Origin of the sequence: Edaphobacter sp. (assembly GCF_035532915.1) — a bacterium.
In the GTDB taxonomy this organism is placed as follows: Bacteria; Acidobacteriota; Terriglobia; order Terriglobales; family Acidobacteriaceae; genus Edaphobacter.
The window spans coordinates 1-25,392 of sequence record NZ_DATKQC010000239.1 but is presented as its reverse complement, the minus strand read 5'-3'; the positions used below and the strand labels follow the sequence as shown (position 1 = coordinate 25,392).

The 25,392-nt window shown below is 55.7% G+C and carries 16 protein-coding genes and 1 pseudogene; 5 read left to right on the top strand and 12 right to left on the bottom strand.

Annotated elements, in window-relative coordinates; genetic code table 11:
• The 4 genes and pseudogenes from VMU57_RS11550 to VMU57_RS11535 all read left to right on the top strand — a co-directional run.
• A partial coding sequence (locus VMU57_RS11550) for a TonB-dependent receptor (RefSeq protein WP_325383518.1) occupies positions 1–2,464 on the top strand: 2,464 nt, incomplete at its 5' end.
• Between the two features lie 51 nt (positions 2,465–2,515).
• Positions 2,516–4,690 carry a family 20 glycosylhydrolase gene (locus tag VMU57_RS11545; protein WP_325383516.1) on the top strand — a complete coding sequence of 725 codons (2,175 nt, stop codon included), beginning with the start codon at positions 2,516–2,518 and terminating at the stop codon, positions 4,688–4,690.
• Positions 4,691–4,976: 286 nt separating this feature from the next.
• Entirely contained in the window at positions 4,977–6,113 is a 1,137-nt protein-coding gene (locus VMU57_RS11540) for a tetratricopeptide repeat protein (RefSeq protein WP_325383514.1), read from the top strand.
• A 328-nt stretch (positions 6,114–6,441) separates the two neighbouring features.
• A pseudogene (locus tag VMU57_RS11535) lies at positions 6,442–6,559 on the top strand (IS3 family transposase); the annotation flags it as partial.
• A gap of 23 nt (positions 6,560–6,582) precedes the next feature.
• On the opposite strand, the gene VMU57_RS11530 reads toward VMU57_RS11535, so the two are convergent.
• The 5 genes from VMU57_RS11530 to VMU57_RS11510 form a co-directional block, all read right to left on the bottom strand.
• Entirely contained in the window at positions 6,583–7,179 is a 597-nt protein-coding gene (locus VMU57_RS11530) for a peroxidase-related enzyme (protein ID WP_325383512.1), read from the bottom strand.
• A 21-nt stretch (positions 7,180–7,200) separates the two neighbouring features.
• On the bottom strand, positions 7,201–8,418 hold the full coding sequence (locus VMU57_RS11525; protein ID WP_325383510.1) for an MFS transporter: 1,218 nt from the start codon (positions 8,416–8,418) through the stop codon (positions 7,201–7,203).
• Positions 8,419–8,461: 43 nt separating this feature from the next.
• Positions 8,462–9,319, bottom strand: coding sequence for a 4Fe-4S dicluster domain-containing protein (locus VMU57_RS11520; RefSeq protein ID WP_325383508.1), 858 nt, complete (start codon positions 9,317–9,319; stop codon positions 8,462–8,464).
• 226 nt (positions 9,320–9,545) lie between these two features.
• A complete protein-coding gene (locus VMU57_RS11515) occupies positions 9,546–12,608 on the bottom strand; it encodes a TonB-dependent receptor (RefSeq protein ID WP_325383506.1) in 3,063 nt (1,020 codons plus the stop codon).
• Positions 12,609–13,256: 648 nt separating this feature from the next.
• A complete protein-coding gene (locus VMU57_RS11510) occupies positions 13,257–14,252 on the bottom strand; it encodes a LacI family DNA-binding transcriptional regulator (protein ID WP_325383504.1) in 996 nt (331 codons plus the stop codon).
• A gap of 214 nt (positions 14,253–14,466) precedes the next feature.
• On the opposite strand from VMU57_RS11510, the gene VMU57_RS11505 reads away from it, so the two are divergent.
• Complete coding sequence (locus VMU57_RS11505; protein WP_325383502.1) at positions 14,467–15,306, top strand: phytanoyl-CoA dioxygenase family protein; 840 nt, start codon at positions 14,467–14,469, stop codon at positions 15,304–15,306.
• A 125-nt stretch (positions 15,307–15,431) separates the two neighbouring features.
• Here VMU57_RS11505 and VMU57_RS11500 read toward each other — a convergent pair whose 3' ends face one another.
• The 7 genes from VMU57_RS11500 to VMU57_RS11470 form a co-directional block, all read right to left on the bottom strand.
• On the bottom strand, positions 15,432–17,246 hold the full coding sequence (locus tag VMU57_RS11500) for a chloride channel protein (RefSeq protein ID WP_325383500.1): 1,815 nt from the start codon (positions 17,244–17,246) through the stop codon (positions 15,432–15,434).
• Between the two features lie 141 nt (positions 17,247–17,387).
• Positions 17,388–19,196 (bottom strand): chloride channel protein, encoded by a 1,809-nt coding sequence (locus VMU57_RS11495; RefSeq protein ID WP_325383498.1) that lies wholly within the window; start codon positions 19,194–19,196, stop codon positions 17,388–17,390.
• Between the two features lie 78 nt (positions 19,197–19,274).
• Complete coding sequence (locus VMU57_RS11490; protein WP_325383496.1) at positions 19,275–19,751, bottom strand: MarR family winged helix-turn-helix transcriptional regulator; 477 nt, start codon at positions 19,749–19,751, stop codon at positions 19,275–19,277.
• A gap of 462 nt (positions 19,752–20,213) precedes the next feature.
• The gene (locus VMU57_RS11485; protein WP_325383494.1) at positions 20,214–21,506 is read right to left on the bottom strand and encodes an MFS transporter; all 1,293 of its coding nucleotides are present in this window, start codon (positions 21,504–21,506) and stop codon (positions 20,214–20,216) included.
• 21 nt (positions 21,507–21,527) lie between these two features.
• Entirely contained in the window at positions 21,528–24,182 is a 2,655-nt protein-coding gene (locus VMU57_RS11480) for a glycoside hydrolase family 2 protein (RefSeq protein WP_325383492.1), read from the bottom strand.
• A 150-nt stretch (positions 24,183–24,332) separates the two neighbouring features.
• Complete coding sequence (locus tag VMU57_RS11475) at positions 24,333–24,803, bottom strand: hypothetical protein (RefSeq protein ID WP_325383490.1); 471 nt, start codon at positions 24,801–24,803, stop codon at positions 24,333–24,335.
• A gap of 61 nt (positions 24,804–24,864) precedes the next feature.
• Positions 24,865–25,350, bottom strand: a complete 486-nt coding sequence (locus VMU57_RS11470) for a DinB family protein (protein ID WP_325383488.1) — start codon at positions 25,348–25,350, stop codon at positions 24,865–24,867.
• Positions 25,351–25,392: the final 42 nt, after the last annotated feature.

Here is a 25,392-nt window from a genome sequence, read left to right as displayed (position 1 = left end):
TGGGACCTTTTTCTCGCAGACCGCATTGACCGCGCCTGCGGGTTGCATTACCGGCTATACACCCTATACCCCATCACTAACTGGTGGCACTGGAACGGGTGGTGTCGGCACTGTCAATATCAGCAATCCTAACTGTGTCAGTAAGAATGCGCAGGTGTACCTGTCAAAGATTCTTAGTGCGAACCAGGCGAACTACACGACCGTAAATCCTACGACTGGGTTTACCAATGGCGGTCAGATCACTTCTTTCTCTACGTTGAATAACTTCCGCCAGGATCTGGTTCGCGTGGACCACTACTTTAACGACAGGCTTCATTTCTTTGCCCGGGGGATGCAGGATGAGGCTCCTAGCAACCTTCCTACTGGGCTGTGGGGAGGGGCGAATTACCCAGGAGTAGTGAATGTTGCAATTAACGCTCCCGGAAAAAATGTGGTTGCTAATTTGACCTGGGCTATCTCTCCGAAGATGGTAAACGAGGTAGAATTCGCCTACTCGCAGGGAACAATCAACGGCGCTCTCTCTGGCCCCGCGAACTCGTCTTCTATTCTCTCCTCGTTGACTAACAATCTAGCCAACCCGGATCCATACGGACGTATTCCAAGCGCGACTATCCTGGACGGATCGGTCACTGTTGTGTCGCAGGGTAGCGCTCCCTACTTTGAACGGAATCTGGACCGGAACATCTTTGACAACTTTTCGGTAACGCTAGGAAACCACACTTTGCGCGCTGGCATTACAGCTCAGCAGATGTTGAAGACAGAGGACGCCTCTGAGGGCAACGCAAATTTCAGCTTCAATACCTGGGGAGATTTCCTGCTAGGCAATGCTGTCCAATACTCGCAAGCCAATCGGGATATCATTCCCGATCTGCGCTTCTGGAATACGGAAGCATATATCCAGGATGACTGGAAGGTTAACCATAAGCTAAATGTAAATCTGGGCCTTCGCTGGACACGATTCCCTTCACCATCAGATGCGAAGAATACATTGACCAACTTTGATCCACTCCTATATCAATCGACTGAGGCTCCTGCTCTTGACGGCGACGGGAACTTCGTCTCTGGTCAGGCCTACACACCGGCGACCTATGCCAACGGGCTGATCTTTCCTAGAGGTGCTGCCTGCACAGCCGCTCAGGCAATCTCTGCGCAGGTCGCCTGCTCTCCTTATGGCAGCACCGTGAACCCCAACTATAGCTGGAACTTTGGACCACGTGTGGGCTTTGCGTATACTCCCTTCGGAGACGGCAAGACCGTTCTGCGTGGGGGCTTCGGTTTATTTTTCGATCGCACGCTCAACGGTATCTGGGAACAGAATGCATTCGGCGATCCCCCTCTGGTGCAGACGACAACGATCGTGAGCGCGTCGTTTGACAATCCCACAGGAGCCGGTTCGGCTGCGCCTCCTGCCCTTGGACCGAACCAACTAACTACGACCGGCAGCCCCGATTTCAAGGTTCCGTCGTATACAGACTTCAACCTATCGGTGCAGCAACAACTGACCCCTGCAACTGTGTTAGAGATCGCCTATGTTGGCTCAGTGTCCCGGCACCTGTTGGGCGAGTTGGATCTGAACATGCCGACACTGGCTACACGAGAAGCGAATCCTGACTCTCCTCTTAACAACATTCGCCCCTATCTGGGCTATTCGGACTTCCATACAAGATTGCCCATCTTTACTTCCAACTACAACTCGCTGCAGGTATCGTTAAATCATAGGTCGCGCGATCTGACGCTGGGTATCGCCTATACCTGGTCCAAGAATATGTCAGACCAAACCAACGATCGGGGAACTGCCAATACCTATACCTATGACCCGAAGTTGGACTACGGCCCTTCTGGGCTGAATGAGCCGCAGATCTTTGTCGCCAACTTCGTCTACAAGGAGCCGTTCTTCCGTGAGCAACATGGACTTACCGGACATGTGCTTGGTGGTTGGGAGATCTCGGGAATTACCACCTTCAACTCCGGACTTTCATTAAGTGCGTCCCAGAATGTTGACCCTTACGCCTGCACAGCTCCGAGTACTGGCAATCCCGCAGGTCCTACTAACCCCCTATGTGCAGCCGCAAGCCCGTCTGGGACGTATCCCGGTGGTTTGGGCATGATAAGCCCAAATGCAGATATTCTTCCTCGTCCCGATCAGGTAGCTCCGGTTCACTTGACCAAGACGCAGGCTCAATGGTTCACAACCAGTTCCTTCGCCCAAGCTCAGGGACACTTTGGCAGCAGCGAGGCTGGAAGTTTCCTGGGCCCAGGCACGGAAAGGATTGATCTGGGTTTGTTGAAGAACTTCAGGTTCAGCGAAAGTATCAATCTTCAACTGCGCGCTGAGTCTTTCAATCTCTTCAATCACACCAACTTCGACACAATCGATACTGGTCTTGTAGACGGCACGTTTGGGCAGGCCACGAGCGCTCATATACCGCGCACCATGCAGTTCAGCGGAAAAATGTACTTCTGATATTTGGCCATATGCAACGAAAGGGAACCGCCGCTTCGATGAGTCGGAGTAATGTTTGAGACGAATGTTGTTCGGACCAGCACATTTGGACAGCTAAGCTGCATGCTCTCTTACTTACTCCGGCTCAACCGTTGCAAACAGCTTAGAAGCGATTATGCAATAGAAAAAGGTGCCATGGTTGATCTTTGTGTGATGCGCCGGCGTGGTGCGGTTTTTGCGCTCAGTTTCATGCTGATTGTGAGCAACTCGTTAGCAAGGGCACAGGTACCGCTACCAGTTATGCCCCTTCCTGCGACTGCGGTGCAAGGGACTGGAAGCCTGCTCGTTGATCCCGGGCTACAGATTGTGTTCGAGGGCTACACTGAGCCTCGCCTTGAGCGAGCGAGAACACGCTTCTTCAACGTTCTATCTCGGGAGACAGGAGCTCCCACAATCCCAGCGCGCACTTCTAAGGAAGTTAAGTTCATTATCAAGACTGCCGGTCCAAGTGCGATCGTGCAGCAGCTTAGAGAAGATGAGTCTTATCACCTGGAGGTCACGGCAACTGGAGTATTGCTCACTGCGCCAAATCCTCTCGGCATACTGCATGGTCTGCAGACGTTTCTTCAACTAGTTCACAGCACCCCTGAAGGTTATGCGGTTGCCACAGTAACGATCGACGACAAGCCGCGCTTTCCATGGCGCGGACTGATGATCGATACCGGCCGGCATTTCATACCGCTCGAGGTGATCCGAGAGAACCTTGATGGCATGGAGGCAGTGAAGATGAATGTCTTTCACTGGCATCTCTCCGAAGACCAGGGTTTCCGTATCGAGAGCAAGATCTTTCCCCTACTGCAGGAGAAAGGTTCGGATGGCCTGTACTACACGCAGGACCAGGTTCGCGGCATTCTCCAATACGCTCGCGACCGGGGTATTCGCGTCGTCCCGGAGTTCGATATGCCATGTCATACCACGTCATGGTTTGTCGGGTATCCCGATCTGGCAAGTGGCAGTGGCCCTTACCAGATCGAACGCCGCTGGGGAGTCTTTGATCCTGCAATGGATCCTACCCGCGAGAGCACTTACCAGTTTCTCGACCAGTTCGTTGGGGAGATGACTGCCCTATTTCCAGACGCGTATTTTCATATCGGCGGAGATGAATGTAACGGTAAGGAGTGGGACGCTAACCCGCGCATCAAAAAGTACATGCAAACGAACCACCTCCGAGATAATGCTGCACTGCAGGCTTATTTCACCGGCAGGGTGCAGAAGCTGGTAGCCAAGCATCATAAGACTACGGTGGGCTGGGATGAAGTGTTACAGTCGGACACTCCTCACGATGTCGTGATCCAGTCGTGGCGTGGTCCCGATTCTCTGGCGGAGGCTGCACGCCGGGGCTATCGCGGAATTCTTTCAGCAGGCTATTACCTCGATCTGAATCAATCGGCAGCTGACCATTACGCAGTCGATCCTCTTGCTAACGGGATGCCCGCGCTATCCCCGGCGCAAAGAGCCAACATCCTAGGTGGTGAAGCTACGATGTGGACCGAATTTGTCAGCCCTGAAAACATCAACAGCCGAATCTGGCCGCGCGCCGCTGCCATCGCGGAGCGGCTTTGGTCGACTCAGGATGTAAAAGATATCAACTCAATGTATCGGCGTCTTGATACTCTCTCACAAAAGCTGGCATATTACGATTTGCCATATCAAAGCGTCAGCGAACAGATGTTGAGGCGACTGAGTAGCTATACCGATTCACCATCGTTACAGGTTCTTGCGAGTGTTGTGCAGCCGCCGAGGGATTACGCTCGAGAAGACCTGAAGCCCTATGACGTCTTTTCCCCTCTGAATCGACTCGTCGATACGGTTCCTCCCGAAAGTGATAAAGCGCGAGAGTTCAATGAGATTGCAGCGCGAATCGCCGCGGGAAAGGCAGTCTCCGCAGATTGGCAGAAGGCCCATCAATGGCTGGTCTTGTGGCGAGACAATGATGCCGTGCTCCAGCCTTTGCTGACTAAATCCTCATTGACCACAGAGTTAGTCCCGTTATCCCGCAATCTTTCCCAAACAGCTACTATCGGTTTATTCGCCCTCGACACCTTACAAAATAACCAACGTGTAAGTGTCAAAATGCAGAAAGAGCAGATGTCTAAATTAAAAGAGCTTGAGAACCCTGAGGCTGTCTTGGTGAATATGGTTGTCCCAGGTGTGGAAGTGCTGGTTCGGGCTGCCAGGACTCGGTAGATATGTGTTCAAGACATACTGCAAGCTGGCAGCGGTTGAGTTATATATAGATTGTGCCTTCGCGTGGATGTACGCAAGTCACTAGGATTCAAGCCTGCCGCGTTGACTGGTCAGCTATTAAACTACCGAGCAAAGCCTAATTAGCTAGTGACGCTCTCATAACTACATCTACTAGAGGATACTGTTGTGTACGCCACCTCAACGAGATAGATTATAACGACGTGAGAGGGGGGGAGGTGTCTTGAGTTACAAACTAGTGATTTGCTTGGCCCTCGGAATAGCGAGCTTGAACATTTCCGCGCACTCACAGCACAACCCAGGACAAGCGGCGCTTTCACTCGACCAGCACGAGAATGGGGCTGCGTCCGAAACTGCCCTACCCGCTCTATCTAAGACCCACCCAACGAATCCCGACACTCTTGCCCGTTTGGGTCTTCTTGAAGCCCGTCAGGAACATTACCCGCAGGCTATTGTCCTCTATCGCAAGGCCATGGCGCTGAACCCAGCTATGCCCGGCCTGCGTTTGAACCTCGGCCTGGCACTCTTCAAGAACGGCCAGTATAAACAGGCCAATCAAATTTTCATTCCCCTGCTCAAGGCACAATCGCCGTCCTCACCCGAGAGGCAGCGTCTGACTGTTCTGATCGGAATGTCGTATTACGGTCGGGGAGAATATCAGGCTGCGGTCCCATATCTCAAGCACGCAGCGGATCGCGACGCGCAGAATCTTTCGCTGCTCCTGACTTTGGCGCATAGTTGCCTCTTATCGAAGCAGTATCAATGCGTTCTGGATGTCTATCACAGGATGGTTGCACAGAATGCCGAGTCTGCCCAGGTCGACATGCTGGTCGGCGAAGCGCTAGACGAAATGAGCGATCCGATCGGTGCGACGCGGGAGTTTCGTGCTGCTGTTCAGGCCAATCCGAAGGAGCCGAATGTGCACTTCGGCTTGGGCTATCTGTTGTGGACGCAACTACAGTATGAGGAAGCTTCACAGGAGTTTCAGGCAGAGCTTGAGAATAACCCAGGTTATGCTCAGGCTCTGCTCTATCTGGCCGATGCGGATATTAAAATGGGCCGAAATGAAGATGCGCGAATCCTGTTGGAACGTGTAGTGAAAAGCCATCCCGCAATCTCCATGGGGCATCTGGATCTGGGTATTGTCTATGCAGAGGCCAATCAAAAGGAGGAAGCACTTCGTCAGTTCAAAATGGCCGCGGCGCTCAAGCCCGACGATGAAAATGTTCACATGCGACTGGGACGACTGCTCCGCTCGATGGGGAATCCCGGTGAAGCGAAGAGCGAATTTGACAAAGTCAGGAATCTAAACAGAGCCTCTCATGAGGCGCTCATCACCGTGATGTCCACCGCTTCCCCCAAAAGCAGCACGTCTAAGGAAAATCGCATGTCAAATAGCTACTAGCTAAGTTCTACGCACATGTCCTCGACACACCGGCGGACACGGTCGCAGAGACACTGAGCGGACAGTTTAGCGCATGATGAAGGACATTAGCATGCATAACATCTAACATGAATTGCCCGATGAGTAAGTTGGCGATTTATTGTCAATTGGCAGCGACATTCTCGCTACCGTGCCTGCAGATTAAGCGGGGAAGATTATTCCATTCTCAGCGCCTGCATCGGTTCGATCGAAGCCGCACGCTGCGCCGGAATCAATCCGGCCACGCATATTGCCGCTGCCAGCGTCGCAACCGCAAGCATCATTGCGCTTGGGCTAATGTTGCCAGCCGCGCGGCCGGTTGTGGTTCAACGATGAATCGTGTGCGGCTGCGGCCGCAGCACGCCAACCATGTATGGTCGTACGACTTCGTGAGCGCGAGGACACACGACGGGAGGACGGTACGGATGCGATCCGGGCAATTTGTTCGGACCTACCGGGCGGTCATACCCTTAGCGGGTTCGGTGTCAACCTCCGGATTCGCAGCATTTTGTAGGTTGGCGACAACGTATCCGTCACGCGCAAGCATCTTGCCACGTTGACGGTAGAGGTCAGGGTCGTGAGGTTGCACGGTAGCGAGGCCGTCGACGTAGCGGTTATACATGCAGAAAGCCGCTGCGATGAGAACCGTGTCGTGAATTTCGATGTCGGTTGCCCCCTCATCGCGAGCCCACTGCACCTCCACCGACGTCACCTTTTTGCCATCCTGCTGTACCTTCCCTGCGATGACCAGAAGAGCTTTCAACTTCGGGGAGACATCGGCAGCGGAAAAGTCTTGCTTGATGTATTGAACGACATCTTCATCTCCGTCAAGGTGCGCCGCAGCGATCGCTCCGTGGATCGATTGGCAGTAATGGCAGTTGTTTTGTGCGGAGACGAAAGTTGCAATGAGTTCGCGTTCGCCCCGCGTCAGTGAGTTCGGTTGACGAAGCAAAACTTCAACAAGCTCATTGAGTGGCTTCGAGGTCTCGGGCCGGAAGGCCATAGGGCCGAGAATACCTGGGAGATCAGGAAGAGTGATGTGTGACATAGTGTCCTCGGTAAAACATCGCTAGAGTGTGGTTGCAGGAACATCGGCTGGCATCTCGGACATGAGTGCAGCGCCAGATATATCCTCGGGATAAGAAGGAAGCGCAAGTTGCAGCAGGGCCGCAAGAAAACATGGCAACCCAAACATTGCTACAGTCGTCGGAAGATAGCTTCCCGCTCTATCGAAGAAATGCCCCATCAACACTGGACCGGTCGCACCGCCGATGGCATAGGCGGTCCAGGTGAAACCGTAGAGCGTGGAGAAGCGGGCGCGACCGAAGTACTTCGCGATGAGGTAGGGCACGACGTCCGCCTCGCTTCCACCGGCGAATCCAAGCAGGAATGCGCCCGTCAGGCCAACGGTCGCAGTGGTGGCGTAAGCCAGAACAACAACCCCTATGCCTGAAACGACAAGAACAGCAAGCGACACCAGGGGTGCGAAGACATGATCGAGCAGGTATCCCGTTATCAGGCGGCCGACAATACTCGAAATGCCGAGCATCGAAAGCGCAAGCGCTGCACTGCTCGCATTCACCCCACGGCTGCTGAGCAGCGCGGCAAGGTGAGCGATCGCGGCATTCGCGCTGAACGCGGCAAACATCACCGGAACGGCAATCAGCCAGAAGACGCGCATGCGCAAAACAGCGGTGACCCTGCCACTGAAGACTACTGGCTGTGCAGGTATCTCCGTAGCGGCGCGGTTGCGCACCAGTATCGCGGTGAGTGGAAAACCTAGCAGTGCAAGGCCGCCAAGAACAACGTAGGACGCACGCCAGCCATGCGCCGTCATAACGTGTTGCGCAATGATGGGCAGAAAGATCGAGCCGGTGGCGCTACCGGTGAGCATAACCGCAATGGCCAGCCCGCGCCGCTGTTCAAACCAGGTAAGCACGGCACGCGAATAAGCGAGTTGCGCGGTACCATTGCCGACGATGCCGAGCAGAAGGTATGTCGCGTAAAACTGTGCAATGTGCCCACGCAACAGCGCTAGCGAAGCAATCCCGCATGCGAAGACGACGATGCTTGGCAGGATGACACGGCGCGGCGGCAGTTTGTCCAGAAGTGTACCGATTGTCGGCGAGCACACTGCCACGGTGAGCGCCGCGATCGCGAAGCCGCGCGAAATGGCTTCTATCTTCCAACCGAACGTGTCATGCAGCGGCCTGATATACAGGCTGAACGTATAAGGCACGATAGCCGCGAAACTTACCATCACGCCGAAAAAAGCTGCGAGCGTCACTTTCCATCCTGCGTATCGGAGCGAATTCTCGGAGGCGATCCCACTAGCCACGGCGGTCGCCTTCCATGCCAATCACGGCACCTTCCTTCTCCTCCATACGTTTTGCCATCGTGGAAAGTAACTTGGGACGCACGTTTGGCCGCGTCCATGGGCATTCGGCGAAACAGATACCGCATGACCCGGATTCGGCAAAATAGGGGATGCATTTATCGAAGTCGACGTACCATCGCTCCCGGCCGCGCACTATTTGCTTAGGTTCGGAAATAGCGCCTGGGGGGCAGGCATTCGTGCAGATCTGGCACGTCGTGCAAAATTCATCTGCCCCGAAGCGAACTGGCAAGGTCGCCGTCAGCGGCATGTCCGTCGTGACCCCGGACAGACGAATACCCGATCCATAGTTTGGACTGATCAGCGAGCCATGCTTGCCGAGCTCGCCAAGACCGGAATCAATGGCCGGGGGAATCAGCAGCAAAGCATCAGCGGAAGGGCCCGGATACGCCTTGGCCTTATACCCCTGGGAGCGAATCCAATTGGCGAGGGCGAATGATGCTCTCGTACCGCGCGCGTATTGAACACCAATCTCCGTAACACCGGCGCCATTCGTCTCGTCCGAAGGCACCTGGATAAGCTGTTCGTAGTTGTGAGCAAGAACGAGCACAATCACCCACGGCTCTTCGATCGAGTATCCCTCGAAGACGTAGAGCGGTTTCATGGCCGCAATCCCGACGGCATCAACCTCGTGAGAAAGCGCGAAGGCTGTCATCTCGGCGGTGAGCTTCTGAGCAGACGCCTCGTTTCGCGTCGTCGCAATTGGAATCAGTTCAGGATGGTTATAAGCCGCCATGAACATCGGTGCCGAACCGGGGCATTTACGGGAATTCTGCCGTGCAATATTCTGCAATTCTTCAAAAGGATGTTGCGTCGGAGGATGCCAGAAGAAGGGCGATGCTCTTCGCGGCGCAGGCTCGCCAAGCCCATTGATCGCATTCCCCGATGTCTTAAGGAGAGAAAGCGTCTCTGGCCGCGGCCTGTAGGTGCCACGCTTGGGACGTCTTGGGTTCGCTGGATCTGGCATAGTGAGCCTCGGCTTAGACAACAGTGGATAGAAGATAGGCAAAAGCGATTATTCAAAAACTCAATCGAGCTGAAAGTTGTATCTGTCGCGCGGGTGCCGCAAACGTTGGAGATCCAAAGGTAGGATTCAAAGAGCTCGTAACACCATCGCCGTATCTCATCGGGACTTTGCCGGCGAACTCTCCCGAACCATAAACCTGGTCAACATCCTGAACGTTCACTCGATTGAATAGATTGAGAAACTCCGCGCTTGCGCTTAGTTTCATCTGTTCAGTCAAACGAAAGCTCCTTTGCAAGCGGACATCGGTATTGTAGTAAGAAGCGCCTCGATACGTATTCCGGCCAATGTTTCCCACGCGGTCATTGAATGGAAAGCCGTCCCCATTGATGTCGGAACCCGCAAGAATGCTGTAGTATTGCGGGCTCTGTATCGTGTTGAGCGTGGAAAATTCGAAATTCCTCAAAGGCGCTATCCACTCTTCCGGCGATTCTGCCATCAACGTTACGACCAGTCGATGCCTTACGTCGTTATCGCTGACTGCCCGGTCTAACTGTGGCTGCAGATAGTCCTGAGGCTCGTCCTGAAGCTGGTTTTCGGTCGCGACATCGATCGATTTTCCATAGGTGTAGTTCGCAAGTACGCTGTAATGGTGATCGAGCTTCCGGCGCAGGCTGACCGTCCCTGCGTTGTAGATCGACCAGCCCGTGGGCGATCCGTACAGTGCAAATCCGAAGTTGGAGTCAGCAGGCTGAAACTTCTGCCTTCCATCTGAGAGAGTGCCGTTGGGGACCCCATTGATGGTGTTGGAGCTTAGCAGATGGATCGCGTGCAGGTAATGATAACCAACAGTGAGGAACCAGCTATGTCCCAAATCATTTTCTACTTCCACATTCGCTTGCTCGGAGTAGGCATTGGGCAAGTCTCGCTTTACAAAACCCAATGGAAATTGCTTCAAGGTTGTTGGACTTGGATAAATGCCATTATGTGAGAAGTTGGAAAAGGCCGATCCCGAGAGGCCGGGGCCGATCGTACCCACCATGCCCGCTGGCCCAAAGCCCACAAGCTTGTCGTTCGGATCTGCAAAATCAGGCAGCAGTGGCTGATTCATGTGAGTGAAAGCCGAAGCTCCGTGCCAACCATTCACGGTGCTACTGAATTCGAAAGATCCAACGAACAAGCCGAAGCTGGACCGCACAACGCCCTTACCCTTGTTATACGAATAGGCCACACCGACGCGAGGTTGAACATTCCCAAAGGTGGTGGGGTTCATCTTTCCTATAATGCGAAGATCCTCCGCTGAAGGGAAGAGATCGAGATCGTAACGAAGACCTAGCGATACTGCGAGATTCGTCCGAGCTTTCCATTGGTCCTGAACATAAAAGCCTGCCAACTTGTGCCAGAACTGGATTGCATCCGCGGCTTGACGAACGGATGCGTCGGGACCCGTATAAAATCCGTTCTCAAAGGGCAACGTTCGTTGTGGAACCTGCTGCCCAAACTCGGACCTTGGCTGTTGGAAGATGAACTCAACAGCAGTTCCGGGACCGAATGGAGCACCGCTGAACGGCCCGGCCCCGAAGAAACTCTGAGGACTAAAGATTCCGACGCCCGGAGTAAAGTACGGTGTCTGGGCAGAGAACCAGATCGGCTCAAATTCCGCACCCACTTTGATCGAGTGCGATTCGTGAGTGTAGGTCACGGCTTCCCTGGCTTGAAAGTGATTCTCACTGTAATAGCTCACGCCGCCAAGGAAACCGCCGCTATAAAGAGTATCAGCGACGTTGACGGCTGGCTCGTAGCCGGCTCCCACGGGGTTCATGGTGAAGGTGCGTCGGCCGAAGCTTACAGAACTCTCCGAGGTCCATTGCCGGCTTAATATCTCGAACAGATTCGCATAAACAGTCTGGTCATGGATACGATTGTCGCGATAGCTCGACGGCAGTCCCTGTCCTGGGGAAGCGGCAGGTGTATTGCCGTTCCTCACGTTGGCAAATAGATAGCCAACAGCGACGGTGCTTCGAGCGTTCAGCACGTCGGTAGCTTTTCCGAAAGCATTGTTATAGTCGCCAATTTGAAGAATCGATCCCAGTTTCTCCGGAGCCAGGCCAAGACGCGTCTTCACCTGGTTAATGCTGGGAGTGCCCGGGCCAAGGCAACCCACCGTATCGATGCATTTCAGAATGAAATGAGAGTAGAGCGGCGACTGAGCTCGACGCTGCCCCTCGTAGCCGGCGAAGTAGAACACTTTATCTCTCCGCAGAGGCCCACCCACGGTAGCTCCGAACTGATTGAAGCGCAGAGTGTTGAAGCCTGAAGCAGACAGCAGGTTATTGGCATCCATCTGGTTATTGCGGAAATAGTTGTAAAGTGAGCCGTGTAGATCATTCGTCCCGGACTTGGTGATCGTGTTAACCGACCCACCGAGATTCAATCCGTCCGACGCATCAGGACCGTTGACCACGCGGAACTCCTGCACCCAGTCCAACGATGGACTTACCCGCTGAACTCCAGAGATGCTCGTCGTGTAATTGATGCCGTCCATTCCATAGAAAACGCTGTGCGTCTCACGCAACCCGCCGAAGCTGACCTCCAGAACCGTCTCCTGAAATGCGGACTGCGCACCAGTACTGAAATTGCGACCGATCGTAGCTGTCGGAGTGAGCAGCACGAAGTCGATAAAATCTCGATCCGAAATCGGCAGGTCGGCGATCTCGTGCTGACTAATGACCTGACTGGCTTGCGTTCGATCACCGTCAACTCCTTGCGCCGTGTCGCGCACCTCCACTTGCGCAGTAGCTTCCTGAATCTTCAATGCAACGCGCAAAGACGCGATCTGGCCCAGTGTCAGCGTCAGCGGCGCGCGGTAAGAGCTGAAGGATGGAGAGTCCACCGTCAATGTATATTCGCCGGCAGGAAGACCTGGAAGCTCGGCCACGCCGAGCCGGTCAGAGAGTTCCGTTCGCAGCACTCCCGTGTCCATTTTGCGAAGTGAAACCCTGGCACCCACTACGACACTGCCCGAAGGATCAGCGACGGTAAGATTTAGGGTCGCAAACTGCTGACCTAGTATCGGTGCGGTCGCCTCAATCAACATGAAGCTACACGCAAAGGTCAAACAAATGCCCCTTGCGAATCGGCACAGAAAAGCGCAAGCCACCTGCGCAACCTCCCGCAAATACTTGCAAGTGCATTTAACGCACACAGACGCCATTCAGACCTACCTCAGTGAATCAAAATTGAAAACGAAGTTGGAAGAGCGGGAAATGCACGTCGAATTATGCGGTGTCTGAAACAAAAGCGAAACCGTCAGAGGTCGGAGACAGGGTTAATCAATTTGGTGGAACTCAACACGCTAACCGCGAGTGCGGGAACGCGAAGGAGTGAAAGCAGCCCGAGACCGGTTCGGAGCGGTCAACCGAGGACTCCGGCCCAAAAAGCCACTGGAACTGTTTCAGAGAGACAACACATTCCTCCAGGTCGTATCTTTTACAGAATCATTCCAAGATACTTCAAGCTGGCTCCTGCCCAAACAGAAGCGCTCACCACGATGGCTTACAGCCCCAGGTTGTCGTTCACCGCAATCTCAATATCTTGCTTCGACCCCAGATAGCGTTCGGTGATCTGGATCGAGGAGTGACCGAGCAGGAATTTGATCTGCTCCAGATCGCCGCCACTTTTCTGGCAGAGCTTCGCGGATCTCCGTCCAGATTGAAAGACTAACCCCTATGGGGGAACAATCTATCCAAGGATTTGATAGTCCGGTTCAAGTCGACGGGCTACGCGCCGTTGATTGACGAAAGATCAGCTCGGTGGCCAATGGGAGCAGCTTGGACCGTCGCCTTTTTAGTTGAAGTAACGTCTCTATCGTCAACCTGCTAAGCTCCGCACGTGGCAGATCGACCGTAGTAAGCGGCGGATTGAGAAAGCGGCTGAAGTAGGTGTTGTCGAACCCTACAACGGAGACGTCCTCCGGAATCCGGATATTTCTAGATTGCAATCCCCGATACACTCCCATCGCCACCATGTCGGTCGTCGCGATAACCGCAGTGAACCGCACTTTACCGAACACAGAGGCAATCGCCTGTTCTCCTGCATCTGCAGCCGGACCGCAAACATCCACGGTATGAGTCTTCAATCCCTTAACCGAACAGGCACGAAGCGCTGAGACCAGGCCCTGGTCGCGAAGTTTGTGGGACAGCAGAGGCGGCCCGCTCACCGTCTGTGAATTGCGCACAAAGAGCAGATCACGGTGGCCAAGGTCGATCAGATGTTCCACAGCCCTCTGCATTCCACCGCGCGAGTCCACTCGAATAATGCTTACGGATTTTCCGGGTTTTCCGACATCCAGATACACCGTCGGGACGCCGCTTGCTTCAACCATCTTGCGAGCGTCTTCGTCGTATTCCGATGTCATGATGGCTAACCCAGCGATACGTGCTCCGAGTAGCTGCTGGACTGCCGCACGATGCTGGTCCGGTGAAAAATTTGTCGCCATCAGCGAGATTTGAAACCCGTGTTTTGCTGCGGCATCTTCAATTGCCTGTGCTGTTTCGGCAAAGAATGGATTCTGCAGGTTGGAAACAATGACACCCAACAACTGGGTCTGTCTTCGTGCGAGATTGCTTGCATAGAGATTGGGGCGATAACCCAGACTGGTAATTGCAGCCTGCACTCGCTCCCGTGTCGCATCGCTCACTCTTCCATTGCCGTTCAGCACTGCGGAGACCGTGCCGAGTGAAACACCCGTCATCGCGACCACGTCCTGGATCCTCGGTCTTTGGCTTGGCCTCTCTAGTGGCGTAGCCCGCCGCGGCATACGCTTCGGCTTGCCCGATTCTTTCGTACGTTTTGTGGATGCAGTTCGTTTCACCTGACAAGGGTACCGTGATGACCGGGTTTTGGCACTTGACAATCTATCCATCGACCGTGGTACCGTTTTGCTGAAACGTTTCATCGTCCAACGAGGAATCAACATGACATCAGAATCTTCGAGTGAAATGCAAGACATGCTCCATCAACTCAACACGCCCTTCCCTCTCACCGATGTGCAGGTCGCCTTTTACCAGGAGAACGGATATATCAAGCTGAAGCACGTTCTCTCATCCAACCTGCTCAACCATTACCGCCGCGTCATTGGAGACCGGGTGGCCGAACTCTCCGCCGATGCCCTGCCCATCGAACAGCGCTCCACGTATGGGAAGGCCTTCTTGCAGGTCATGAATCTCTGGACGAACTCGCCGGAGGTTCGGCAATTCGTCTTCGGAAAAAGAATCGCTCGCATTGCCGCTCAACTGATAGGCGCTACCGGCGTCCGGATCTATCACGATCAAGCGCTCTACAAGGAGCCAGGTGGAGGGATAACCCCATGGCATGCCGATCAATATTATTGGCCCGTCGATAGCGAGCGAACCATCACTGCATGGATTCCATTGCAAGACACTCCAGGCGAAATGGGTCCGCTTGCATTCTGCGAAAAGAGCCATCGCTTCCAACTCGGGCGCGACATGGAGATTAGCGACGAAAGCGAGATGACCCTTAAGGAAGCACTCCACCATTTTCGAATGGAGGAAAGTGGATTTGATCTGGGAGATGTCAGCTTCCATTCCGGTTGGACGTTCCATCGAGCTGGCGCCAACTCCACCGATCGGCCACGTGAAGTCTTTACGATGATTTACATGGATGAAAATATTCACCTGGTCGCACCGAAGAACAAAAACCATATCGCGGACCTTGAGCGATGGGCGCCTGGTCTCAAGGCTGGTGATCTGCTCGCTTCTCCTCTGAACCCAGTGATCTACACGAGCGGATCCTGAATTGTCTCTGAGTCGAAGTCTGTTTGATTGTAGGGATGCCGTTTGCGACACCGATTGGAAGCATTTGTGAAATCCTCGAACGCAAACTTTCACGAAGGCAACCCAGCAAAGCGAAAGCTTTAGAGTCAGGCCTTGCTCTTGGCTACTACTTCGCGGGTCTCCTCTTCCATTAGCCACCGCCGCAGCTGCAGAATGTCATTGGCTCGCGCAATTCCAATGGGCTTGCGCGAGCCGTGCGACTGCACCACGACAACGTTCTCGATATTTTTCAGCAGCATGTCGCGGTTTACCTGGTCGACCGCTTCCTCCGGATAGGCCAGCACGTAGTCCTGCCGCGCCAGTTCGCGCATCTTGAAGTGGTGGTCCGGCGGCTCGATCTTGAGCAGGTCATGCGCCTCCACAATTCCTACCAGAAGGCCGTCCTTCTCCACCACCGGCATAAGACCGATACCACTGCCCGGAACAAGCGTCGTCAGGACTGTCCGCAGCTCTTGATCTGCATCGATCGTATTGAACTGCTTCTGCATAATCTGGTCGATCCGCGCCCGCATCAGCACCGGAACCGAGTAGTCCTGCAGAATAATGAGGCCTCGCTTTACCAGCTTTCCAGTCATGATCGAGTCACGGCTGCACAACCGGACAAACCCATCCGAAACCATGACGCAGACAATCAGCGGGAGCAGCGCATTGGGGTTATGGCTCAGCTCAAACAGAAAGACGATGCTGGTAAACGGAGCGCGTGCAATGCCTCCAAACACCGCTGCCATCGCAACCAGCGCATAGAATGCCGGATTGCTGACCAGGTGCGGAAAGAGATGCTGAAAGCCAATCGCGAACGTCGCTCCAATGCCGCCGCCCACAATCAACGACGGCGCAAAGACACCGCCTGTCGTTCCGGATCCCAGCGAAATGACCAGCGCCCAGAACTTTGCCACCGAGATGCCCAGCAGCTTGCTCGTCGTCAGCCGGTCATTCAACATATCGCGAATCGTGTCGTAGCCAGTGCCGAAGACCTGCGGATAAAAATAGCCGATTGCGCCCAGGATCAGCGCGCCGATTGCGGGCGACCAGATCAGAGCGTGCTTGAGAGGAAGCTCATCAAAGAAATCCTCTATCCACGCCAGCGCGCGAATCATCGCCAGCCCGACGATTCCCATCAGAATTCCCATGAGTCCGAACAGCCAAAGCTCATTCATGCTGGTCAGCTTAAAGGCGGGCGTCGGAAACAGGGGAGCCCATCCGACGAAATGAATTCGCACGCCCGTAGCCACAGCGGCGGCAAGTGCCACAGGAATGAACGACCGTGCTCGCAGCTCGAACAGCAGCAGTTCGATCGCGACGAGAATCCCCGCCAGCGGCGCGGTAAAGGTTGCTGCCATCCCAGCAGCCGCGCCTGACGCGAGCAGTACCCGACGATAGTACGGTGTCAATCCCACTGCTTGCCCAAAGAGTGACCCGAAGGCAGCGCCTGTCTGAATGATGGGCCCTTCTGCGCCGAACGGGCCGCCGGTCCCAATTGCCAGCGCGGTGGCCAACGGCTTCAACAGCGCCACTCGAATCCGCATCCGGCTGTGGCCGAACAGGACTGCTTCCATCGCCTCGGGAATCCCGTGTCCCTTAAGCGTCGGCTCCCAATAGTGCACCATGATGCCAACCAGCAGGCCACCAATCGGAGGAATAAGAATCACCCACCAACCCAGGTGGTTATAGGCGGGGTTTGTGATTGCGAACGATACCTTGCCATAGAAGAACAGGTTCGTGAAAAGGTAGATCAGCTCCAGCAGACCTTCCGCGACCAGGCCACCGATCAACCCAACCAGCAACGCGTACAAGCATATCTTGATCACCTCCGGCTCAAGTGCTACACCAAACTGGCTTTTTTTCTGAGGCTTGATTTCAGGGTTCGGCGTCGTCACTTCAGTGAATGGATAATCAGCCATCGGAAACCTCCGCGCTTCATTGCCAGCATCCGGTACCGATCAGAAGATCAATCCGGCAAAACTCTTACACAGAGAGCGAGGCCCGATGGCTAATAAAATTCGCGACGCCACTATCACAATGGCCTGCCGCGAATGAGTTGCTTACACCAGGCTGTGCTCCTTCGATACCACTTCAAGGCTTGCCGGCATGGGCGCGTCTCTGCGCGTATTCAAAGCCTGCAAAATATCCGTCTTCGTCACAATGCCTTCCAGCTTTCCGGCCGGCGAGGTTATCAGCAACATGTGCTGTCGATGCTCGCTCAGCAGCAGGCGTAGACCCTCCATCACGTCGCAATCAGAAGGCACTCTCGAAACATGCCGATTGGTAAGTTCACGTACACGCGTCGTCTCCCACCTCTGGGTGGGAACCTTCGCAACAGACCACACATCGACAGCCCCGAGCAACTCGTCGTCTTCGAACACCGGAAAGGTTGAATGGTGATAGTGAGGAGAGAGTAGCTCCGTAAATTCGCGCAACGTCAGCGCAGCCTGCACTGAGATAACCTTCTGTTGCATCACGCTGCCCACAACCACATGTCGCAGCTCCTGCACCCTGACTCCTTCGTGCAACCTTTGATCACCCGAGGCCGACGCATCACCCGACACCGCATACGCCACGGCAGAACCGATCAGCGCAGGAATGATGAACGCGTGTCCGCCCGTTGCCTCAGCGACGAATACTACGGCGGCCAACGGCGTCTTGTAACCCGCGGCGATAAATGCGGCCATGCCTACGGCGGCGTACAACTCAACAGCGGGGCTGTGAACGACAGACTGCGCAAAGGCTACGCCAAAGCTGCCGCCCGTCAGAAACAGCGGGACGAACAATGCGCTTACACCACCAACGCCCAGCGTAAACGCACTGGCCGCGAGTTTGAGGACACCGAACATTACCAGTTCCAGCGTGCTGTGGTGTATGCCAAGGATCATCCCCACGGCTTCATAGTTGGGACCAAGCGGAACCAGCGTGCCATGGAAGAAGTACAGGAAGATCAGGCCGCAAAGACCGGTCAAAAATCCGCCGATCGCCATCTTCACCCAGTGCGGAAGGGAAGACTTTACGAAGAACACGCGCATCCGACGGAAGGTAATTACAAATGCCATCGCGATGAGCCCAATCAACAACCCGAGCAACGCGCTCCCTACAAGGTCTTTCCCTGTAAATGAGGTAGAGCTGGCAAAGTCGAACAGCGGCGCTCCGCCGAGAAACGAGCTCAGGGTGATGTAGGACACCACCGAAGCAATCAGCGAGGGCACCAGCGCCTCATGCGCCAGATCATCCTTGTAGGGCATCTCCAACGCGAAGACGATACCGGTCAAAGGCGCGCGGAAGACTGCCGACATGCCCGCGGCCGCACCGCAAATCAGCATGATGCGACGATCTCGCGCATCGAGGCGCAGCCAGCGCAGCTTTGCCCACAGCCACGAGCCGATCGCCGCGCCGCCATAGATACTCGGGCCCTCGAGCGCCGTACTGCCTCCGAAGGCTACCGTCGTAATTGCCGCCAGCAACTTCGGCAAAAACGGCCGCATGTTAATGTCGCCCTGATGCTCGTGGTACGAGCGAATGACCTCCTCGGTCGAATGCTCATCGGGGTCGGGCGTCAGAAACTGCATGATCAGGCCCGTGATTGCGAACGCAGCTACCAGTCCTGGCACGATTGCCCAATGATGCCGCAGATAGTAGCCCAGCACCACCGGCCACACCTTACCCAACACAACAATTGCGATGGAGGTAATAGCCAATCCCGTGGTCACGCCGATGATGGGAGCGATGATCAGCCATTTATGCAGGTCGCGCGAATAGGTCGCGGTAAGGTCTTCATGCACCAACGGCATGTACTTGCGCAGCAGGGGATGCCGAAGCACCCAGTTCTCTCGTCTCGTCTTGATGGTTTGCGTGCGGTCCATTTGGTCTACTGTCTTAGCCTTCGCCGATCGAACGGCGTTTAATATTTTTTGAAACTTAAAGCTGCTGGGCGAACTTCGTCAGACGGCCCTTTTCTTTACCTCAAGTACCTGCGCCGGAACCTTAGGCACCTTCATCAGTGCCTCTCTCGCGGCCTTTACCTCTTCCTTGTGCAACTCTGTCAGCCGGGCAAGAGTCTGCTCCCCCTGCGGCGTCAAAGAGACCAGGACAAATCTGCGGTCCTGCGAGTCGTGCTCCTTGCGGACCAGCCCACGCTGGGCCGCGCGTTCGACCAGACCCACAACGGAGTTATGCCGCTCCTGCAGGAACTCGGCCAGCTCCGACACGGTGGCTGTTCCGCGTCCGGTATATCCGGCCACGCCGAGCATCAGTTGATGCTGCTGCGGCGTGACTCCACACTGCCGTGCCGCTTTCTCGCTGAAACGCAGGAATTTGCGCAGGTTATAGCGAAACCAGGCCAGATTTCGAATCGCATCCTCGGCTTGAGTCTGAGCCGTTTTGGCCGGAAGCGCCTCGTACGAAGATAGCGGCGTCATAGGGATAGTATATCGTAACGGGATTCAATATACATCCCACCATGATGTATTAAAGCGGAAGCAGTCCGCCCAAAATGGAGCTGATGCTTGGTATCTTTGCAGGGGCACCCCCCTGGGTATCTGGTTATAAGCCAAATGGTTGCAATGAGTTAGCGAGATTGCATTCGCTAAAATATTGCAACCATGAGAGTTATAGCTAAAATATTGATTTCAAAAGGGAAAACCCCGCGTTTGAGCTGAGGCCTTCCTTCTTTGATCTACTACATTATAGTTTAGCGAATCGCGTAAAACTCTTTTGCAATGATTATCACTTTTTGTTTCAGCTAGTTAAGCCATTCTGGGGCTTGACATCTCATTTCTGGGCCGAAAACGCAAAAAATAAATGCGGTGACGATGATCTCCGCTGGGGACGAGGGTTTTAGAGGGTTTCCTTAGAAACTGCAAAAAACTGACAGGCAGGAATCAGTTTTCGTTGGTGGACTGCTTCCCTGCTCTTGCTGCCAGAGCTAGCAGCGCCGCGCAGACTGCCAGCGCGCTCATGGCGTAGAGGCCGTCCTGGAAGCTGTGCGTGACGTCGCGGATTCTGCCGATAGAGTAGGGGCCGAGGAAGGCGCCCACACCGCCGATCGTGGTTAGAATGGCGACCGCTGCCGCCGCTGCCGCGTCTCCGAGGACGCTGGTGGTCAACGTCCAGAAAGGACCCATCATGCTCCAAAGGCCCATGGCGGCGAAGGTCATTGCGATGATGGCCACGACGATGTTGTGCGCCACCGCCGTCCAGGCGAAGCCGGTGGCCGCCAGCAGCAGGCAGCCGGCGATGTGCCAGCGGCGCTCGTTGGTGCGGTCGGAGTTCCAGCCTACGATCACGGTAAAGATGGCGGCGGCAAGGTAGGGCAGCGTGGCATAGCGCGCGATGACGCTGGCCGTATGCGCGCCGCCGGAGAAGCTATTGAGGATGAGAGGCATCCACAGGTTGACGATGTAGACGCCGACCTGGCTGACGAAATAGGCTCCCGCCAGCAGCCACAGCATGGGCAGGCGAATGGCGTCTCCGAGTGCGTGATGCTCCGCTGCGCCGTAGCGGACGCGGTCGCGCTGCAACTCGCCGGCGAGCCACGCCTTCTCTTCGGGCTTGAGCCAATGGACATCTTCGGGCTTATTTTTCAAGAGGAAGAGGACGGAGATGCCGAGCAAAATGGTCGGTATACCTTCGGAGAGGAAGAGCCACTGCCAGCCCGCCAATCCTTTGAAGCCGTCGAGGCGCAACAAGGCGCTGGAGAGCGGGCCGCCCACCACGCCCGCGAGCGAGGTTGCTGTCATAAATTTGGCCACGGCGCGCGCGCGTTCGTGCGAGGGATACCAGAAAGTGAGATAGAAGATCATGCCGGGGAAGAACCCAGCCTCGCACACGCCAAGCAGAAAGCGAAGGATATAGAACGACTCAGGCGAGCGCACAAACATCATGCAGGTGGAGATGACGCCCCAGGAGATCATGATGCGAGCGATCCAGATCTTTGCGCCGACGCGGGCCAGCATCAGGTTACTGGGCAGATCGAAGAGCGCAGAGCCGATGAAGAAGATGCCCGCACCGGTTCCGTAGACGGTGTTGCTGTAGTGCAGCTCGCGCTGCATGTCCATCGCGGCGAAGCCGACGTTGACGCGGTCGAGATAGGCCACGATATAGAGCAGGAAGAGATACGGGATGAGCCGCAGCGTGATCTTCGCGTAGACTTCCCTGCCGTTGACTGGTTCCACTGCCTGCACCATCGCTCCGCTTTAGTTTGTCTTTTCCGCAGTCGCCGGAATCGGCGGCGGAACGTACATGGGTATGCCGGTGACGGGCCAGTGATCGACCTGCGCATCGACGTTGAGCGCGATGGCAGCAGTGGGCGTTGCGGATGGGGTCACTGCGACGTTCCAGCCATCGACGACAACCAGCGGAGTCTCGCCTTTCAGATCGGCTGCGCTCGCCTCAATGGAGATGGTCCTCGTCTCGTTGGGGACAAGCGAGACGTAGTTGTCGCTGTAGAAGACGGGCAGCACGCGTTCGCCCGAGTGTTGGCGGCGCAGCTGCAGATGCGCCATGAGGGCGACTTGGGAGCCGGGGTTGTGCAGCGTGACCGTGAGCAGGCATTTACCGTCGGCATCGTGGCGCTCGACCTTGGCATCGAGCGTGACGGTGGGTAGCTGGTTGAGAGCGGTGAGGTCGTCCTGATGCTCAGGCAGAGCGCGCCAGTAGAAGTTGGTGGAAAGAAGCTTGCCCGAGGCATCGTGCAGGTCGAGCTTGACGAAGTGGACAGCCGACAGGTTGGCGGGCCATGGCACTACGCCGAGACTGGTGGCGACGCTGGGCGGAGCGGTGACGGTGTAGTCATGCTGGTATGGCATGGAGCCGTCGAGGTTGTAGATGGAGATATGCGCGGTGGCGCTGGTCAACGCAGTGGGAAGATTGTTGATGACCTGAACGTCGCCGTTGCTCTCATTCAGTTGGATGTGCTGGAGTTCGCCTGCCTTCTCGACGGCGAAGAGAGACGAATTGGGCTCGAGGTCGTGGTGATAGAGCTGCCATACGAAGCTGGGTTGCGCGGGGTTGCTCATCCAGGTGATGATGGCGGTGCTGGGGTTGAAGAGCTTGGCGTTGCGGCCCTCGTACATGGCGCGGAAGGCCTCGTAGTTGGCGAGTTGGGCCTTGCGAACGAAGTCGGCGAGGTTGGCCAGCTTGCCATAACGCGCTTCGATGACATCGCGGTAGGTGTCGCCGCCGGACGCGCCGCGGGCGAAGTCGTGCTCGGCCCAGTCGTCGTTGATGATCTCCCAGTCCTTCTGCGGCATCATGCCATGGATGGACTCGAGCGTCGGAACTGAGACGCTGCCGATCTCGGTCTTGAAGGCGTGCTTGAAGTCGTAGAACTCGCGCGGCGTGCGCCAGTGGTAGGGGCCACTCGAAAAGACGCCGTGGCCAGCGGTGGAGCTGGGCTGATAGAGACGGTTGGGATCGAGCTCGACCATCATGGGACGCAGCAGGTCGTCGATCTCCTTAGGCGGATAGCCTTCGTTGCGTGCACACCAGATTGCAATCGAGGGATGGTTGCGGAAGCGGAGAATCTTGTCGCGGACGTTGGCCATGTACGTCGGCAGGTCGGTGGGGTTGGGGCCATCGCTCGGGTTGGGCTGAAAGAACTCGTCCCAGAGGAGGATGCCGTACTTGTCGCATAGCTCGTAGAAGTCTTCGTTGGTGCTCTGGCCAACCCAGTTGCGAATGAGGTTGACGTTCGCCATCTTGTGCATGCGAATCTCGGCTTCGAGGCGCTCGCGAGGAATGCGCTTCATCGCCTCGTCGAGGCCCCAGTCGCCGCCACGGATGAAGATGCGGACACCGTTGACGGAGATCGTCAGGTTTTCGGAATCGGGGACGGAGTAGGTGATCTTGCGGATGCCGAAGCTGAGGTCGTTGGTGTCGGAGATCTTCTTCTTGATCTGGAAGCTGAGATGGAGGTCGTAGAGATTCTGTGGGCCATAGCCGTTTGGCCACCAGAGCTTGGGATTGCTGACCTCGAGCGCGGGAGTGCTCTTGGGATCGAGCGCGACCAGCGTTGAGGCATGTGGCGCAAGCTCTACATCCTTCTGAAAGGTGACGCCGCCGAAGCTGCCTTTCAGGACGCCTTTTTGAGGCTGGTCGGTTGTGTTCTCGACAGTCGTCTGAATCGAGACGTCTGCCGAGTCCAGTCTGGCCAGCGGCAGGTCGGTCTCGACTCGGGGATTTTTGATGACGACAGGACCGCTGGCGGAGAGATAGACCTTGCGCCAGATACCGGTGTCGCGGTCGCGGATGGCGGGAATCCAGTCCCAGCCGATGGTGGAGAGGAAGGTCGGGCCATCGATGGCGGTGATGCCGCCGTTGAGGCCCATGCCGTTGCGGATGGTGTGCTCGTGCGGCACGCCGGGATGCGGTTGCGGCGAGACGAGCACGGCGAGCACAGCTTGTTTACCGGGCTTGACCAGCGATGTGATGTCAAAGGTTCCACGAATGAAGGCGCCCTTGGTGGTGCCGATCTGTTTGCCGTTCAGCCAGATTTCGGAGGCATAGTTGATGCCGTCGAAGTTAAGCCAGATCTGATGATGGTTATAGGACTTGGGCACGGTGAAGACGGCGCGATACCAGTAGGGCGTGCGGCAAAGGCTTTCGGGAATCTTGTCGGGACGATTGTTCTCGCCGTAGAGCGGCTCGGGGTAGACGCCATCGTTGACGAGGCTGGTGAGTACGGTGCCGGGAACGGTGGCGGCGTACCAGTTCTGCGGCGTGAAAGTCGCCAGGGAAACTGCGTCTCCGGATTGGGAGACTTTAGCGGCATCCTGCAACTGCCAGCCGGACGAGACCACGATGGGCGCGGGTGGCGTTGCACTTGCCGAGGCGGGAAGAGTGCTGATCAAACCTAAAACTCCGGCAACCATGCAGGACAATATTGACCGCTGAAATCGTATACGCAATGGGCTCATCTCCCGGGTTTTCTTTAAAAATCCCGATAGGAGAACTTTACATGGTCTGAGTTTCGCATTGCACGTAGCGAGCCTGGAGACGCGCTAATACTGCAGTTCGCGCGGCGAGTAGGTCAGCGTTCCATTCGATCGTTCGTACCAGAGAAACAACTTCTTGGCACTGTGATTCACGGTCACCGCGATGATGATGCCCGAGCCGTCACGCTTGGAGATGTCGACGTGGTGCGATGTGATGGGGCCCCAGTCGCTGGCGGTCGTCCAGTCCTCGGTGAACCGCTTCAGCGTGTAATCGTAGTTTTGCGGATGCTGCTCCCAGTTGGGATCGTTCATCCAGATGCCGTATGCCGTCTTGTAGTCCTTATTTTGGAGATCGGTCATAAAGCTGTTGATCTTGTGCTCAACCGGGAGGTTCGAGAAGAACCATCCGTGCCCCAGCATATAGCCGCCCAGATAGAGCAGCACCAGTATCAGAATGAAAACTCCGCCACCTACCAGCAGATTGCGGTTTCGCGCCTCGCGGTGGGCGTTGTATTGCGGAGCATTCAAGAGCGTCATCGTCCGGTCACCTCGGTATCCAACTATATTAGACACCGCCGCAGGGAAAATGGATGTTGAGCTACCTCGCCCACACGTCCAATGCCCGCAGATGGTGCTCCATATGCGCGATGTAGTCTTCGATCAGGAATGCGAGGGTCAACTCGTCTCCTTCCACATTTCCTCTATTTGCCAGGCGCGCCTTATCGATGTGGCTGACGGCCGAGGCAAAATGCTCGTTCAACGTGGCCCAGATTCCAAGCAGTCTTCCCCAATCGCTATCCGCATAGTGCTGCAGGCTCACCCACGCCACCTGCTCGTAGCCGGAAAGGTTTGGCGTGACTTCAATCTGCAGTCGCATCACTCTTGCATGATTGTTGATCGCCGAATCCGTCAGGTGGCCGATCACCTCTTTGGCGCACCACTTGCCTGTCTTCTCCGGGCGGCTGGCCGAAGCTTCTGTCAGGGCCTGCAACCAGGGCAGCGCCTGATGCACTACTGCTCTCACATGTTTACTCAGTTCGTCTGGATCGAGCAGCTCTACCTTTGTTCCCTGCGTGTAAGTCACTGCCAGCCGAATGCGCCTTTATAGACGTCAAACTCGACTGTA